Origin of the sequence: Kitasatospora sp. NPDC048239, from assembly GCF_043202015.1 — a bacterium.
Classification (GTDB): domain Bacteria; phylum Actinomycetota; class Actinomycetes; order Streptomycetales; family Streptomycetaceae; genus Kitasatospora.
Genome location: NZ_JBICZP010000011.1, coordinates 89556 through 105546 on the forward strand (window position 1 = coordinate 89556; position 15991 = coordinate 105546).

Genomic DNA, 15991 nt, shown 5'->3' on the forward strand with positions numbered 1-15991 from the left:
CAGAGCCCGGGCGGCGCCGGGCCCGCCCGGCAGGGGCGCACCGGGCGGGGGCGGTAGGCGGGGTGGATGGCGGGCGGTGGGCAGTGGGCAGTGGGCGGCGGGGCCGGGCGGGGCCCGCGGCCCGGTCAGGCCGCGGTGTCGGCCAGCGAGACCAGGCCTCCCGTCGGCACCTCGACCACGACGGTGCCCCGGCCGAGATCGAGCGGCCCCTCCCAGAGCACCTGCCCCCGCGCGTTCCGGACGGTGGCGGCAACCTTTCGGAGCGGACCGCCGGAGAGCGTCACCTGGCTGTCGGCATCGGCGTTGGCCAGCAGGAACTCCGACCACCCCGCCACCGGGACGTCCACGACCACCGGCGCGTAGCGGGCGACCACCACCGTCCGGCCGTCCCCGGCCCGGACGACCGGGTAGCCGAGCTCGGGGCGGGACGGCACGAACTCACCCTGCTGGAGCACCTCCGCGTACTTCCGGAAGAAGCCCAGCCAGAAGGAGACCGCCTCGATCTGCTCCGGGGTCTGCTCCGTCAGGTCGACCGAGATCTGCGGCACCGAGAACAGGACGCCGATCAGCTGCGCGGCGATCTGCTCGGCGCTCTCCTGCGGGTGCCACATGACCATGTCCGCGTGCACGGCGAGCGGACCGGCCGTCAGCCGCAGGTCGATGGTGCGCCTGCGGTTCTGCGTCGTGGACAGCGGGCAGTCGACGGCGCGCACCATGGTGGCGTACGGCCAGAAGCCGTGCCCGACGTAGGGCTGGCGGCTTTCCAGCAGGACGGACCCCCGCACCTCGGACGCCTGCGCCACGATCTGCCGGAGCAGCTCGGCCACCGCCTCGCCGACGTCGGCGAAGTCCGCGTCGGGGCCCGCGGGCGGCGCGCCGACGGAGGTGAACCGCTCCAGGAAGTCGAACTTGAACCCGTCCATCCCCCACTCGGCGATCGCCCGGACGGTCGTCTCCACCAGGTGCGCACGGACCTCCGGATAGCGCGGGTCGAGCACGATCGCGCGCAGCGGCTCGACCCGCTGGAGCGCGTAGGGCTGGAACTTCTCCCAGACCGAGCTCTCCTGCCCGACCAGCGGCAGGCCGTACCAGAGCAGGTACGCCATGCCCAGCGACCGGACCCGTGCGACGTGCCCGGCGGTCTCCGGCAGGGACAGCGGCTCCCAGTCCCCGCAGTGGCCGAAGGCGCGGGCGCGGTCGGTGGTCATCCACCCGTCGTCGACGATGATGCTGTCGCAGCCGATCCGCTTGGCGAGGGCGGCCTGCCGCTCGATCCGCTCCGGCGAGACCTCCTGCATCAGCGCGTACCAGGTCGAGTAGACCGGCATCCGGGCGACGTCCGGAATGCGCCGGTCGCTCCCCGGCCACCAGCCCACCAGGTCCTGGAGGCAGCGGGCGAAGTGCCGGCCGGACCGGTCGATCCGCAGCCGCAGCACCTTGTCGGACTTGACCCAGAAGCGGAAGTCCCCCGTCGCCTCGACCACCCCGCTGCCGATCACGGCCTCGGCCTGCACCGCCGCGAACGCGCACAGGGCCCGGTCGTGCTGCCCGATCAGGGCCGCGACGGGCGCGCCGCGGACGAAGGAGACCGGTGTCGGCGCCGCCCAGGCCGTGGGCAGCCAGTAGGCGTCGTTGTTCGTCGGCGTCCAGTAGGCGGTGGCCCCGGTGCAGGGGATCCGCCACTCGACCCGGACCTCCCCCTCGCCGCGGACCTCCAGTTCGAGTACTCCGTTCCCCACGTCCACGGGCCCGGACTCGGTTCCGATGATCCGCAGGTCCAGATCCCCCACCCGGATCTCGTGCGGCACGTCGGCGACAGCCGGGGCATACGGTTCCCACACCTCGGTCATGCGGCTCCAATCCCTGTGTCCCGTGAGCGCTCACGTGAGCTGTCACGGGTCATGCTCGTCGATCGCCGCAAGCAAAGTCAAGGCTCCATTTCGCGCCGGTAAACCCACCGGTGAGCGCACGGATAAACTGTCCGACGCTGCGGCAATCGCGGCGAAACCGACCTTCAGGAGGAGAGCGCGAATGTCCCCGTCGTCCGCCAAACGGCCCACCATCGAGGACGTCGCGCGGGCCGCGGGAGTCTCCCGCCAGACGGTCTCCCGCGCCATCAACGACAAGGGCGAAATCGACCCCCGGACCAGGGAACGCGTCCTGGAGGCGGCCCGTGCGCTCGACTACCGGCCGAACCGCTTCGCCCGCGGGATGATGCGCCGCGACACGCTCACGCTGGGCATGATCCTCCCCAACCTGACCAACCCGTTCTTCCCCGAGGTCGCCGACGGCGTCATGCACTCGGCCGAGGCGGCGGGCGCCCACGTCGTCATGGTCGCGACCCGGGCCACCGAGGAGGGCGAACTCGCCGCCCTCGACCTCATCGACCGGCAGACCGACGGCTTCGTCGGCTACCTCCACCACCCCGCCGCACTCGCCAAGGCGCGGCAGCTGGGCATACCGTTCTCCGTCTTCGGCTGGGAGGCCGAACTCCCCCCGGAGACCCGGTCCTTCAACCGCGTCGACATCGACTTCCGGGACGGCGCCGCGCAGATCCTGGCGCACCTCACCGCCCGCGGCCACACCCGGATCGGCATGCTCGACCTGGGCAGGGACCGACCCCGCAGCCCGCGCGGCCTCCTCTTCGGCGAACTCGCGGCGCCCCTCACCCCCGGGGACCACACCACCCGGATCGTCGGCTCGGGCAACTCGATCGCGGGCGGGCAGGAGGCGATGGGCCGCCTCCTCGACGCCCACCCCGACACCACGGCCGTCATCACCTACAACGACGTCATGGCGGTCGGCGCCCTCCTCGAACTCGAACGCCGGAACCTGAGCGCCCCGCAGGACTGCGCCGTCGTCGGCTGCGACGGCCTCATCCTCTCCGAGATCACGAGCCCGCCGCTGACCACGCTCCACATCGACAAGAACCTCCTGGGCGCCCGCTCGGTGGAGCAGGTCGTCGCCCAACTCGCCGACCCGGCCCGGCCGGCGGCCCACGCCCTCGTCCGCCCCGAGCTCATCGTCCGGGCCTCCAGCTGACCGCCGAGGTCCGACCACGCCACGGCGGCAGGATCGCCCGTCCGGTCGTCGCGCCCGGGCCGTAGTGCCGCGGACGGACCTCGCGTAGCCTGCCGATATGCGGTACGCCGGTTCCGCCCGTGACACCACCGCGTTGTGGGACATCGCCACCCCGTCGCGGCCCGGTCGGCTGCCGGGGGTCGCCATGGCCGGATTCCGCTCCCGGACCACCGACTTCGTCGAGCTGGGCGTGGTCCCGTACCCGGCCGTCACGGTGGCCGTCGACCTGGGCGACGGGCTGTTCGGCGTCGACGGCAGCGGCGGCACCGGCAGCAGCGACGGCAGCGGCACCGGCGGTCGGGGGCTGGGCGGCAACGTCGTCGTCGGGCTCGGCGCCGGCGGCGTTCGAGGCCACGGCCAGGACGTCGAGTGCCTACAGGTGCGCCTGTCGCCGCTGCTCGCGCACACGGTCCTGGGCGGCTGTACCGAGTGGGGCACCACGGTGGTGTCCCTCGACGAGCTCTGGGGCCGCGACGCCTCGCGCACCCAGGAGCGGCTGCGCACCGCCGGATCATGGCAGGACCGGTTCCTGATCGCGGAGGCCGCACTCGCCCGACGCCACGAGGCCGGCCGGCCGGTCGCCCCGGAGGTCGCCTTCGCCTGGGGGCGGATGCTGGCGGCCCGGGGAGCGGTCCGGGTCGAGCTGCTGGCCACCGAGGTCGGCTGGAGCCGCAAGCGGCTGTGGTCGCGGTTCCGCTCCCAGATCGGCCTCACCCCCAAGCAGGCGGCCCGCCTCGTCCGTTTCGACCATGCGGCCCACCGTCTCGCGGCCGGGCACAGCGCCGCCCTGGTGGCGGCCGAGACCGGCTACGCCGACCAGTCCCACCTCCACCGGGAGGTGCTGGACTTCGCCGGGGTGACGCCCGGGGCCGTGGCGGCCGCACCCTGGCTCGCGGTCGACGGCGTCGCGTGGGCCGCCCCCGGATACCTGTCGGCGACCTGACGCACAGCACCGCCCGCCCGCCGCCGCCCCCCTGAGCGGCGTTCTCCGGCCAGGGGTGAGGCGGTCGGTATCATGCGGCCGGGGGTTCGTCTGCGTCCGGAGGGGGACGGTCGGTGGGTGGTTTGCGGTTCGCGGTACTGGGACCGGTACGGGGGTGGCGGGACGGCGGCGAGCTCGCGCTGGGCTCGCCGCAACAGCGGAGCCTTCTGCTCTCGCTGCTGCTGAGGGCCAACCACCCCGTGTCGGCCGGTCAACTCGTCGACGACCTGTGGGGCGAGGAGCCGCCCGCCAAGGCCACGGGCGTGATCCGGACGTACGTCCACCGCCTGCGCCGCATCCTCGGGCCCGCCCCGCTGACCTCGCTCGCCGGCGGCTACCTGTTCACCATGGATCCCACGGGGCTGGACATCCACCGCTGCGAGGAGCTCGTCGGCGCGGCGAAGGAGCTCCGCGCCGCCGGGGAGCACGCCGACGCCGCAGCCACCCTCCGCTCGGCGCTGGCCCTCTGGCAGGGCGAGCCGATGTCCGGGCTCTCCGGCCCCTATGCGGAGCGCCAGCGCGGCGAGTGGGCCGAACGCCGGGTGACCGTCCTGGAGTCGTGCCTGGAGGCCGAGGTCGAGGCCGGACCGTCCGGCGAGGCCGTCGCCGAACTGACCGCGGTCACGGCCGAACACCCGCACCGGGAGCGGTTCTCCGAGCTGCTGATGCTCGCCCTCTACCGCACCGGGCGGCAGGCCGAGGCTCTGAGCGTGTACCGCGCCACGGACCGGCTGCTGCGGGCGCAGCTCGGCGTCGCCGCCGGACCGGGCCTGCGCGAGCTGCAGCGCCGGATCCTGGTGGCCGACGCCACCCTCGCGGCGCCCCCGCCGCCCCGGCCCGGTGGCACCGCGGGCCGCCTGCCGCACCAGACACCGGTCCGGCCGGACCGGGTGCCCGTGCGACCCACCCAGGTACCGGCCGACCTCGCCGACTTCACCGGCCGCGAGGCGCAGACCGAGGCGCTGCGGACCGCCCTGCTCGCCCCCCACACCGTGCCCGTCGCGACCGTGTCGGGCCTGGGCGGCGTGGGCAAGACGGCCCTGGTCGTCCATGTCGCGCACGGGCTGGCCGCCGACTTCCCCGACGGCCAGCTCTACGTCGACCTGCACGGGACGGACGGCCGCCCGGCGCTGCCCGAGGAGGTGCTGAGCGCCTTCCTCCGTGCCCTCGGCGTACCGGCGGACGCGCTGCCCGCCGGGCTCGCCGAACGCTCCGCCCAGTTCCGCTCGCTGCTCTCCGGCCGACGCGTGCTGGTGGTCCTCGACAACGCCCGGGACGCCGAGCAGATCAGGCCGCTGCTGCCCGGCCGGCCCGGCTGCGCCGTGCTCGTCACCAGCCGGGCCAGGCTCGGTTCGCTGCCCAACGCACACGTCGTCGTGCTGCCGGCCTTCGCCCCGGAGGAGGCCCTCGACCTGCTCGGCCAGGTGGTCGGCGGACAGCGGCTGCAGACCGAGGCGGACACGGCCGGGGAGCTCGTCCGGCTCTGCGGCCACCTGCCGCTGGCCGTGCGCATCCTCGCCGCCCGCCTCGCCTGCCGACCGGACTGGACCATGGCCCAACTGCTCGACAAGTTGTCCGAGAACCGCCGCCGACTGGACGTGCTGCGCACCGGGGACCTCGCCGTCGAGTCGGCCTTCCGCTTCGGCTACGACCAGCTGACACCCGACCAGGCCCGCGCCTTCGCTCTGCTGGCGGTGCCGGACGTGCCCGATCTGTCGCCGGGCGCGGTGGCGGCGGTGCTCGGCCTGCCCGAGCACGAGGCCGAGGAGCTGGCCGAGTCGCTGGTCGACTGCTCGATGCTGGAGACCGCGCCCCCGGACCGCTACCGGTACCACGACCTGCTGCGCACCTTCGCCCAGCGGCTCACGCCGGATCCGGCGGGCTCGGGAGCCGCGGGTTCGGGGACGGGCGCGGCTGCGGGCTCGGGAGCCTCGGGTTCGGGAGCCTCGGGCTCGGGAGCCTCGGGCTCGGGAGCGGAGGCGGAGGCGGACCGCCCGGCCGCCGTCCTCACCCGCCTGGCGGTCCACCACCACGCCGGCACCGTCGCGGCCCTCGGCCCGTCCGCCACCCGTGCGGCCCTGTCCGGCGCCGGTGCGCCGCAGGCCCCCGACGCCCGCGCGGTGGCCCGCGGTCGCGGTGAGTTCCACGGCATCGGCGCCCTGGTCGGCCAGTACGCCGGGCTTCCCGCGCCGGACCGGCTCGATCTGGTGGCCGAACTGCTGCTCGGGTGCAGCCTGTTGTGCGAGACCGGCCAGGCCACCCGGCCGCTCGGGCACGCGGCCAAGGTCCTGCTCCAGGCCGCCGTCCGGCAGGGCGACCGGACGGCCGAGGCCAGGGCCCGGCTGGTGCTCGGCCGGCTGCTCACCGAGGTCGGCTCCGAACCGGCCGCGCTCGGCGAGCTGTTCAGGGCCCGCGACCTGTGCACCGCCCACGACCTGCCGGGGCCGCTGCTCGCGCTGTCCCACGCCTCACTGGCCGCCCTGTTCGTCCAGGTCGGCCGGCCGGGCGACGCGGTCGACGCCTTCACGGCGGCGATCCCGGTCTGGGAGCGGCTCGGCGACCGGCGCTCGGTGGCGGTCGAGCTGCTCAACCTGGCCGGAGCGTTCACCGAGCTCGGCCGGTTCGAAGCGGCGGTCCGCGTCGTCGACCAGTCCCTGCTGATCTGCCACCAACTCGCCGACCACGAGCTCCAGGCGCTCGCCCTCGACTCGCTGGGGACGATCGCCCACGACCGCGGCGAGTTCGAGCTGGCCCTGCGCCACCACCGCGGCGCCCTGGCCCTGTTGCGGCCGGACGACCGGCGCCGGACGGGCCGGACGCTGCTGCGGCTCACCGAGTCGCTGCGAGCCGTCGGCCGCAGCGAGGAGGCGGTGGAGGCGGCCGACCGGGCGGTCGAGGTGCTGACGCTCGACGGCGACCGCCGGGGGCGGGGGCTGGCCCTGGCGGCACTCGGTGACGCGCTCGCCGACCGCGGCGCCACCGAGGACGCGGCCCGGGCCTGCCGGTCGGAGGCCTACGACATCCTGGCCTCCATCGGCTCCCCCGAGGCCGACCGGCTGCACGCCCTGATCGGCCTCGGCCGGCCCGCCGACCAGCCCCGCCGGCAGTGGCCGTCCTGGCTCCCGGCCTGACCGCCGGGCGAGCTCCCTCCAACTGCCCGGGTGACCAGGCTCAACCGGCGGCCCGACGGCTGCTCAGGACAGCGTCCACACCTGGTTGCCCGCGTCCGAGCAGGCCGACATCCGGGCCCACTGGGCGATCCCGTCGGACGTCAGGCACTCCTTGGTGAAGGCGTTGACGATCTGGTGGCCGCCCGGCACCGGCACGAAGGACCAGATCTGGTTCTCGGCGCCCGGCGGGTTCGTCCAGATCTGCACGGACCCGGTGCGCCAGTCCAGGTCCAGCACCTTGGTGAAGTTGCTGGAGGCGTTGCGCAGGTAGTACTTGCCCTCGGCGACCTTGTCCAGCCGCCAGGTCTGGGCCAGCGTGCCGTTGATGAGGTAGGTGCCGACCAGGTTGCCGTCCCGGTCCGCGGAGCTGGAGTTGTCCAGCGCGCCGCCGGTGCCGGTGATCTGCACCAGGGAGGGCAGCTGCGGCTTCGGCGGCTGGGTGGGCTGCGTCGCCGTCGCGGACGGCGTGGGCGTGGCCGTCTCGTGCGAGGTGGGCTGGGCCGAGGGGCTGGGGGTCGGCGCGGGCGTGCCGGGCTCCTGACCCCCGGCCGGCGCGGCGGGGGAGGGATCCGGCGCACCCGGCCGGACGGGCGCGACCACGGGCGGCGCAGGCGCCGCGGCGTCCTGGCCGCCGGCGGACCCGGCGGAGGACGGATCCGGCGCACCCGGCCGGACGGGCACGACCGCGGACGGCGCAGGCGCCGCGGCGTCCTGGCCGCCGGCGGACCCGGTGGACGACGGATCCCCCAGCCGGACGGGCACGGCCGGGGTCGGTCCGGCCGACGGATCGGGCCCGGGCCCGGGTGCGGGGCTCTCGCCCGCGCCCGGTCCGGCCGACGGCGCCGAAGCCGCCGCCTGGACGGGCTGCTGTCCGGCGAGCCTGCGGTCGGTCGCCGCCTGCACGGGTACCCCCGGGCCCGCGAGGCCGACCGGCGGCGCGGCGACGATGTCCGGTGCGCCGTCCCGGTCGGGCGGGATCACCGTCGCTCCGGCCGCCCCGGCCACGCAGACCAGCGACAGCGCCGTCACCCCGACCAGCCCGCGCAGGCGCAGCCGGGCCCGCGCGGCGCGTCCGGCGGACGGCCGGGGCCGGGCCGGGGCCGCGGGCACCGGCTCCCCCGCCCGGACGATGGCCTTCTCCACCGCCGCGGCCATCGTCGCCGCGTCGGACCAGCGCTGGCCGGGCTCCTTGGCCATCGCCCGCTCGACCAGCGCCCACACCGGCGCGGGCACGCCCTCGGGACGCGGCGGCACGGGCGTCGTCAGGTGCTTGAGGATCACCTCGAGGGCGGTCTCCCCCTCGAACGGCAGCCGTCCGGCGAGGCACTCGTAGAGGACGACGCCCAGCGCGTAGAGGTCCGCCGAGGCGGTGACCGTCCCGGTGGAGGCCTGTTCGGGCGCCTGGTAGGCGGCGGTGCCGAGCACCATCCCCGGTACGGTCAGCCGGGCGTCGCAGCCGGGCCGGGCTATGCCGAAGTCCGCGATCACCGTCCGGTCGGCGCGGACCATCAGGTTGGCCGGCTTGATGTCCCGGTGGACCACGCCGGACTCGTGCGCGGCCTCCAACGCCTCCAGCACCTGGAGCGCCATCCGGAGGGTCTCCGCCACCGGCAGGGCGCCGCGGCGTTCCAGCACCGCGCTCAGCGGCTCCCCGTCGATCAGCTCCATGACCAGGTAGCCGACCGAGCGCAGCCCGTCCGCGGCGCTGTGCCCGTAGTCGTACACACCGACGATGCCCGGGTGCCGCAGCTGCGCCATGACGCGGGCCTCGGCGTGGAAGCGCTCGGCGAAGCCGGGTTCGTCCAGCAGGGCCGGCTTCACCACCTTGACCGCCACCCGGCGGCCCAGGACCTCGTCCTCGGCGAGCCATACGTCGCCCATCGACCCGCCGCCCAGCCAGTCCACCAGCCGGTAGCGGTCGCCGAGTACGGTGCCACGCATGGTTCTCCCTGAATCAAGCCCGAGGACCGGTGCGCATCCGCGGACCGGCCCGGTTCCCTGGGCGCGCCCTGGTCCGGGGCGCCGTCCGCAGATCATGGCACCGACAAATAACTAATGACTTGCCATCATATGAATCCCGCCGGGCCCAGACCATTTCCCGCCCCTACACCCCCCGCCCCAGCCGTCCCCAACGGTGGTCCAAGCTCGAAAAAGGGCCGGGCGGCCCGACGGGTACGTCGGACCACCCGGCCCTGGTCTACTCGATCACTCCCCGGGGAAGTGGCCTCCTGGTGGGGTCAGGTGCAGTGGATCTTCTGGCAGTTCGGCGTCGGGATCCTGTGCTGGACCCCCTGCTGCCACTGCAGGCGCGGGATGGAGGCGGCCAGCGCCAGGATGAGGTCGAGCGAGGCCTGCGCGAGGTTGAGCGGAATGCCGGCCGCCGCCAGGGCGCGGTCGTCGACCCACCAGATCGTCAGGGTTCCGGACGGGTTGACCTCCAGCCAGGCTGCAGTGTGGCCCTCGGTTCCGGAGCCCCAGCAGACCCGGCCGCCGTCGCCGTAGACGACGAAGTTGCCGTCCTGCTGCATGGTGGCCCGCCGACCGCACCCGGTGCTGCCCGGTGCCGTCCACTCCACGGCCGAACTCGTCTGGCCGGTCCAGTCGCTGACCCAGCTGTAGACGAGCTCCAGCGTGCCGTCGCCCTTCATCTGCAGGGTGGTCCACTGGTCGGCGTTGCCGCTGGTGATCGCGGCGCCGCGGCAGAGGTTCCAGCCCTTCCACATCCAGCCGCCCCGCTGCTCGGCGCCCTGCGGCTGGCTTCCGCAGTTGTCCGGCTGCGAGCCGCCACCGCCGCCGCCGGTGTTGCCGCCGCCGGTGTTGCCGCCGCCGGTGTTGCCACCGCCGCCACCGCCGGAGCCTGCGCCCGGGGTCGGGCCGGCCTGGACGTTGTCCAGCCGCCAGCGCTGCTTGTCGGAGCCGTCGCAGCGCCAGACGCCGAGCTGTTCGCCGGCGTTGTTCGCGGTCAGGCAGCCGCCGTCGGTGTCGCTGACGAGCCGGTACCAGCCGTTGCCGGCGTCCTGGAAGGTCCACCGCTGGTTGGCGTTGCCCGCCTGGTTCTGGATCAGGTGGGTGCGGTGGTTGCCCGGGTCGTGGTCCAGGACCATGCCCTGGCCCGGGGCGGCCTTGCCGTCCGTGAGCAGGGTCTCGATGATCCAGTGGCCGTTGCCGGAGTCCCAGAACGCCCACCGCTGGGCGGGGTTGCCGTTGCCGCCCAGTGCCTTGACCGAGGTGCCCGAGGCGGTGTTGCCACCGTCGAGGTCGGCGACCAGGCCGTTGTTGTTGGACCGCAGGGTCGCGACCTGGCTGTTGCCGATGTTCGGCCGGATGACCGGACCGGTGACCGGGCCGGTGGACGGGCCGCCCGGCTGGGGCTGCTGGGGTGCACTCGGGCCGTTCCCGATGTTGTCCAGCCGCCACTTCTGCCGGTTGCCGCCGTCGCACGGGCTCACGGCGAGCGCCTCACCGGGGTTGTTGGCGGTCAGGCAGTTGTTGTCGGTGTCACTGGTGATCCAGAACCAGCCGCCTCCCGCGTCCCGGAACGCCCAGTGCTGGTTGGCGTTGCCGTCCATGGTGCGGATCAGATGGGTGCGGTGGTTGCCCGGGTCGTGGTCCATGACCATGCCCTGACCGGCCGCCGCCTTCCCGTCGGTCAGCAGCGTCTCCAGGATCCACCGGCCGTTTGCGGTGCTCCAGAACGCCCAGCGCTGTGCCTCGCTGCCGTTCGGGCCGAGGGCCTTGATCGACGTACCGGAGTTCGTCACCCCGCCGTCGAGGTCCGCGACCATCCCGTTGTTCGCGGAGAGCAGGGTCGCGACGCGGTTGTCCGCGACCCCGGGGTTGACCACCGTACCCGTGGCCGGGCTGGGCGGGTTCGGTCCCTGGGCGGGTCCGTCGAGCCGCCACCGCTGCCGGTCGCCGCCGTTGCACGGGCTCACCGCGAGCGCCTCGCCCGGGTTGTTGGCGGTCAGGCAGTTGTTGTCGGTGTCACTGGTGATCCAGAACCAGCCGTTGCTGGCGTCGTGGAAGGCCCAGTGCTGGTTGGCGTTGCCGTCCATGGTGCGGATGAGGTGGGTGCGGTGGGTGCCTGGGTCGTGGTCCATCACCATGCCCTGACCGGCCGCCGTCCTCCCGTCGGTCAGCAGGGTCTCCAGGATCCACCGGCCGTTGCCCGCGTCCCAGAACGCCCAGCGCTGCGCGTCGGCGCCGTTCGGGCCGAGGGCCTTGATCGAGGTGCCGGAGCCGGTGTTCGCACCGTCCAGGTCCGCCACCATTCCGTTGTTCGCCGAACGCAGCGTCGCCACCAGGTTGTTGCGCACTCCGGGGTTGACGACGGGCGCGGTGCCCGGGTTCGGCTGGTTGGGCTGACCCGGCTGACCCGGCTGACCCGGTTGGCCGGGCGGGTTGGGGCCGTTGGAGACGTCACCGAGGCGCCACTTCTGGCGGTCGGATCCGTCGCAGGCGCTGATGGCGAGCGCCGCACCGGGGTTGTCGGCGGTGAGGCAGTTGTTGTCGGTGTCACTGGTGATCCAGAACCAGCCGTTGCCGGCGTCCCGGAACGCCCAGTGCTGGTTGGCGTTGCCGTCCATGGTGCGGATGAGGTGGGTACGGTGGTTGCCCGGGTCATGGTCCATGACCATGCCCTGGCCCGCCGCCGTCTTCCCGTCCGTCAACAGGGTTTCCACGATCCACCGGCCGTTGCCCGCGTCCCAGAACGCCCAGCGCTGCGCGTCGCTGCCGTTCGCGCCGAACGCCTGGATCGAGGTGCCCGAGCCGGTGTCGGAGTTGTCGAGGTCCGCCACCATCCGGTTGTTCGCGGAGACGAGGGTGGAGACCTGTCCGGTACCGATACCGGGGTTGACCACCGGACCGGCGCCCGGCTTCGGCGCCGGCGGCTGCGCCGCACGGGGCGGCACCACGCCCAGGCCCCAGCGCTGCGAGTCGCTGGCGTTGCAGTCCCAGATCTGCAGGGCGGTGCCGTTCACGGCGTTGCCGCCGGTCACGTCCAGGCACCTGCCCGAGACGGGGTTGACCAGCGAACCGTCCTTGCCCTGCTGCCAGTTCTGCGCGGCGGTGCCGTTGCACTCGTACAGGCCCACCCGGGTTCCGCGCGCGGTGAGGCCCCCGGACACGTCCAGGCACTTGCCGAAGGTCTTCAGGACGAACACACCACTGCTCGCGGACGGGGTCCACTGCTGGGCGGCGGTGCCGTTGCAGTCGTACAGCTGGACGGGGGTGCTGTTGGCGGTGTTCCCGCCGGTGACGTCCGCGCACTTGCCCGGGAACGCCGAGTGAACGGCCACCGCACCCTGGTTGCCACTGCCGCCGCTGCCACTGCCGGTCGGTCCGGTCAGCCACCACTTCTGGCGGTCGGAGCCGTCACAGGTGGTCACGGTCAGCGGCTGCCCCGCGGCGGCGGAGGTCAGACAGCCGCCTCCGGCGCCGTTCGCGACGGTCGTCCAGCCGTTGCCGGCGTCGGCGAACCTCCACTCAAGGCTCGGCCGGCCGGCCGCCGCCTGGAGCGCCGTCTGGTGGGTGCCGGTGTCGTGCCCGAGAACCATCCGCTCCTCCGGACGGCTGCCGCCGTAGGTGAGCCGGCTCTCGATCAGCCAGTTCCCGTTGCCGCGGTCCCAGAAGGCCCAGCGCTGGGAGTCGGTCCCGTTCGGCTGCCACGCCTGCACGGGCGTCCCCACGGCGGGCACGCCGCCGCGCACGTCGGGCACCAACTGGGCGTCGGCCGCCGAGGCGAGGCCGATGCCCAGTGCCGGATCCGGCCGCTGCCCGCCGCCGGGACCGCCGCCGGGACCGCCCGCCGGACCGCCCGGGCCGAAGCCCCACGGGGGGAGGCTGGGAAGCCAGGGGAAGCTGGGCAGTCTGATACCGGGAAGCGAGGGAAGCGGACCGCCAGGGGTGCCGCCGTTCGAGCCCCCGGGATCGGTACCCGGATCCGTACCGGGGTCGGTACCGGGGTCGGGGGCACCCGGCTGGTTGCACTGCCCGGGTGCCGGGTCGGTCGGAATCGGCCTGTTCGGCAGGTTGGGCAGCCCCGAGACCGCGGGCCACGGCGTGGACGCCTGCCCGGGAAGAGCCGGCCACGGCACACCCGGGAAGCCCGGGATCGACGGCCAGGTCCAGGACGGGAAGCCGGGCAGCGACGGCCAGGCGCTCGTCGGCAGGTTCGGCGCACCCGGCCAGGAGATGGCGGGCATGTCCGGGTGGCCCGGCCACGGGATGTCCGGAAGGCCCGGCAGAGCAGGCCACCTCACGTCCGGGTTGCCCGGGACGGTCGGCCACTTCAGCTCGGGGTGACCGGCGACACCTGGTGCCGCAGGCCGGGGCTGCCCGGGGATGACCACGTCGCTTCCGGAGTCGGCTCCCGGGGCGGACGGCGAAGGCAGGATCGGCCAGGGCACGTCCTTGGTGCCGGGCATCACCGGCCACGGGAGGTTGGGGAAGCCGTGGACGGCCGGCCACTCGCCGCCTCCCGCACCCACCCCCGGCCAGGTCGCCGGCGGCAGCTTGGGCGCTCCCGGCCAGGCCACCGCGGGCAGATCGGGACGCCCCGGCATCGGCACGTCCGGGTAGCCCGGGACGGAGGGCCACGGGATGTTCGGCGCGCCGGGAAGCGCGGGCCAGGTCAGCTCGGGGTGGCCCTTGACGGTCGGCCACGGCAGGCCCTGGTAGCCGGGAACGGTACGACCGGCGCCCGGAACCACCGGGTCCGCGGGCGCGCAGGGCACGGACAGGTTCCACTTCTGCGCCGCGCCGCCGTCACACGGCCTGACGCCCAGTCCGGTGGACTGCTGCCCCGCCATGGTCAGGCACTGCTGGTCGGCCGCACTGACGAGGCTGAACCCGCCGTCGCCGGCGTCCTTGAACGTCCACTGCTGGTCGGCGCTGCCGTTCGGCCTGCCCGCGGCGTCGTTCCGCAGCGACGACACCGAGGTGTTGTGGCTGTACGGGTCCTGCTGCAGAACCAGGCCCGGGGCGAGCGCGCTCTCCAGCGCGAAGCGACCGGTCGACACCTCGCGCAGCCGCCAGTTCTGCGAAACGGTGCAGTTGCGCGCGTACGCCTGAACCGCCGTGCCGCTGGACGGCACGCCGCCGCGCACGTCCAGGTTGAAGGTCGGGCTGTAGGCCGAGGCCGAGGCGGTGAGCTGGTACGTCGCGCCGTCGAGCGGCCGCGGGCGGCCGCCGGGGGTGCCGGGCGCGGCGGCGGGAGCGGCAGCGGAGGTACTACCGGGCGCGCCGCCGCCATCGGACGCCGGATCCGCCGAGGCCGTCCGCGGTGCCGTGCCGGTGGCGCCGGCCAGCGCGACCGACCGCAGGGTGGCCGGTACGGCCGTCGCCACCGTGGTGGGCTTCACCGGGCAGCTCGGATCCTCGGGTTTGGGCTGGCCGAGACACGCCGCCCGGTCCGCCGCCTCGGGTGCGATGGTCACGACCCGTGCCTGCGGTCCCCAGCCGTATTCCAGCAGGTTCGGAAGGAGGTCCCGGGACGGCGCCTGCGCCTCCACGTTCACCACGGTGTCCAGCTCCGTGACGGGGCCCTTCTCCTGCCAACCCGCCTCCGTGCGGACGTACGTCTGGATCACCTTCGTCGCGGAGACCACGAAGCTGCCCGGTATCCGCCCGACCGCGGCCCATTCCATCTCCTGGCCGGCGCTTCCGGGGGTGTTCCGGAACTGGAAGGGTACGAAGAAGAAGCGCTTGTCAGGGCGGATCTTGTAGACCCAGCCGATCTTCGCCGCCGCCTCGTTGGGCCCCTCGTCACTGCCGAGCCGGGAGAATCCGCTGTGCCGGGCGGCGAACTCCTTCGCCACGTTCTCATTGGACGACGTGCTCACGTAGCCGGAGTTGACGGTGCTGTACCCGGAGACCGGATCGCCTGTGACATGGCGGGGCACGGAGTAGTCCGGCGCGTTCACCGCGACGCCCTTCGCGGTGAAACCCTCCTCGAACACCGTGTCCGGGTCGATCCCGTCCGCCGCCCAGTCCAGTTCGGGAACCGTCCCGTCGGCCTTGCCGCTCCGCAGGTTCAGCCCCACCCCGCGGTACACGAACTCGGGCAGCTTCCCGCTCGTGTCAAGGCACGGATGCAGGTACGGCGGTGCCTCGACCGCCTGCGCGGTCGGCGCGACGGCGCCCAGCAGAGGGAGCGTCATCACCCCCGCAATCGTCGCGGCCACCAGGGACCGGAGTCTGGAACCGAAGAAATCCCGGCGCATGGGCGTCGGAAACCTCACCTTCACGTCAACATTCAGACCAACCCGGGCCGAGACGGCCGCGGGCTCGCACGAACGTAGAGATAGGTGATCAACAACGCGTATACGCCCCGTCAACGCCCACCCGCCTGCCCGCCTACCCGCCCGCCCGCCCGCCCGCCCCGGAGCATGGGACGTCCGCCTGGGCCGGCGACGCGTGTGGGCTGTAGGCGGCGTGTGTCGCTGCAAGGGGCGCGTGTCGCTGGAGGCGGCGCGCCGCCGCTCAGCGAGAAGCTTGTCGGTTCCAGCGGACGGCAACCGGCAGGAAAAAGGAAAGGCAAGGAGATGCGTCTCTCCTCGCCACTCTCAACGTATAACCCACCGGGGGGCTTGCGGCAAGACCCCGGTCACCGCGCAGAATCCTTGGCCGAGGCCACAACCTGCGGAAATGAGGGCACGACGTGCGGGTGCTGTTGTCGACACACGGAGGACGCGGTGACACCGGTCCGGTGCACGCCGGTCCGGTGTACGTCGGTCCGGTGTACGCCGCTCCGATG

Annotated in this window: 6 protein-coding genes; 3 read left to right on the plus strand and 3 right to left on the minus strand. The window is 73.9% G+C overall.

What is annotated here, in order from left to right:
- Positions 1 to 125: 125 nt before the first annotated feature.
- The gene (locus ACGFZP_RS26850; protein WP_392937789.1) at positions 126 to 1850 is read right to left on the minus strand and encodes a glycoside hydrolase family 36 protein; all 1725 of its coding nucleotides are present in this window, start codon (positions 1848 to 1850) and stop codon (positions 126 to 128) included.
- Positions 1851 to 2031: 181 nt separating this feature from the next.
- On the opposite strand from ACGFZP_RS26850, the gene ACGFZP_RS26855 reads away from it, so the two are divergent.
- The 3 genes from ACGFZP_RS26855 (at position 2032) to ACGFZP_RS26865 (ending at position 7194) form a co-directional block, all read left to right on the plus strand.
- Positions 2032 to 3042 carry a LacI family DNA-binding transcriptional regulator gene (locus ACGFZP_RS26855; RefSeq protein WP_392937792.1) on the plus strand — a complete coding sequence of 337 codons (1011 nt, stop codon included), beginning with the start codon at positions 2032 to 2034 and terminating at the stop codon, positions 3040 to 3042.
- Between the two features lie 97 nt (positions 3043 to 3139).
- The gene (locus ACGFZP_RS26860; RefSeq protein ID WP_392937795.1) at positions 3140 to 4024 is read left to right on the plus strand and encodes a helix-turn-helix domain-containing protein; all 885 of its coding nucleotides are present in this window, start codon (positions 3140 to 3142) and stop codon (positions 4022 to 4024) included.
- Positions 4025 to 4137: 113 nt separating this feature from the next.
- Complete coding sequence (locus ACGFZP_RS26865; protein ID WP_392937797.1) at positions 4138 to 7194, plus strand: BTAD domain-containing putative transcriptional regulator; 3057 nt, start codon at positions 4138 to 4140, stop codon at positions 7192 to 7194.
- Positions 7195 to 7257: 63 nt separating this feature from the next.
- Here ACGFZP_RS26865 and ACGFZP_RS26870 read toward each other — a convergent pair whose 3' ends face one another.
- Together ACGFZP_RS26870 and ACGFZP_RS26875 are read right to left on the minus strand one after the other, a co-directional pair.
- Positions 7258 to 9174 (minus strand): protein kinase, encoded by a 1917-nt coding sequence (locus ACGFZP_RS26870; protein ID WP_392937799.1) that lies wholly within the window; start codon positions 9172 to 9174, stop codon positions 7258 to 7260.
- A gap of 296 nt (positions 9175 to 9470) precedes the next feature.
- A complete protein-coding gene (locus ACGFZP_RS26875; RefSeq protein ID WP_392938128.1) occupies positions 9471 to 15395 on the minus strand; it encodes an RICIN domain-containing protein in 5925 nt (1974 codons plus the stop codon).
- Positions 15396 to 15991: the final 596 nt, after the last annotated feature.

Coding starts and splice junctions, on each gene's coding strand:
- ACGFZP_RS26850 (WP_392937789.1), bottom strand. CDS start 1,850: ATGACCGAGGTGTGGGAACCGTATGCCCCGGCTGTCGCCGACGTGCCG.
- ACGFZP_RS26870 (WP_392937799.1), bottom strand. CDS start 9,174: ATGCGTGGCACCGTACTCGGCGACCGCTACCGGCTGGTGGACTGGCTG.
- ACGFZP_RS26860 (WP_392937795.1), top strand. CDS start 3,140: ATGCGGTACGCCGGTTCCGCCCGTGACACCACCGCGTTGTGGGACATC.
- ACGFZP_RS26875 (WP_392938128.1), bottom strand. CDS start 15,395: ATGACGCTCCCTCTGCTGGGCGCCGTCGCGCCGACCGCGCAGGCGGTC.
- ACGFZP_RS26855 (WP_392937792.1), top strand. CDS start 2,032: ATGTCCCCGTCGTCCGCCAAACGGCCCACCATCGAGGACGTCGCGCGG.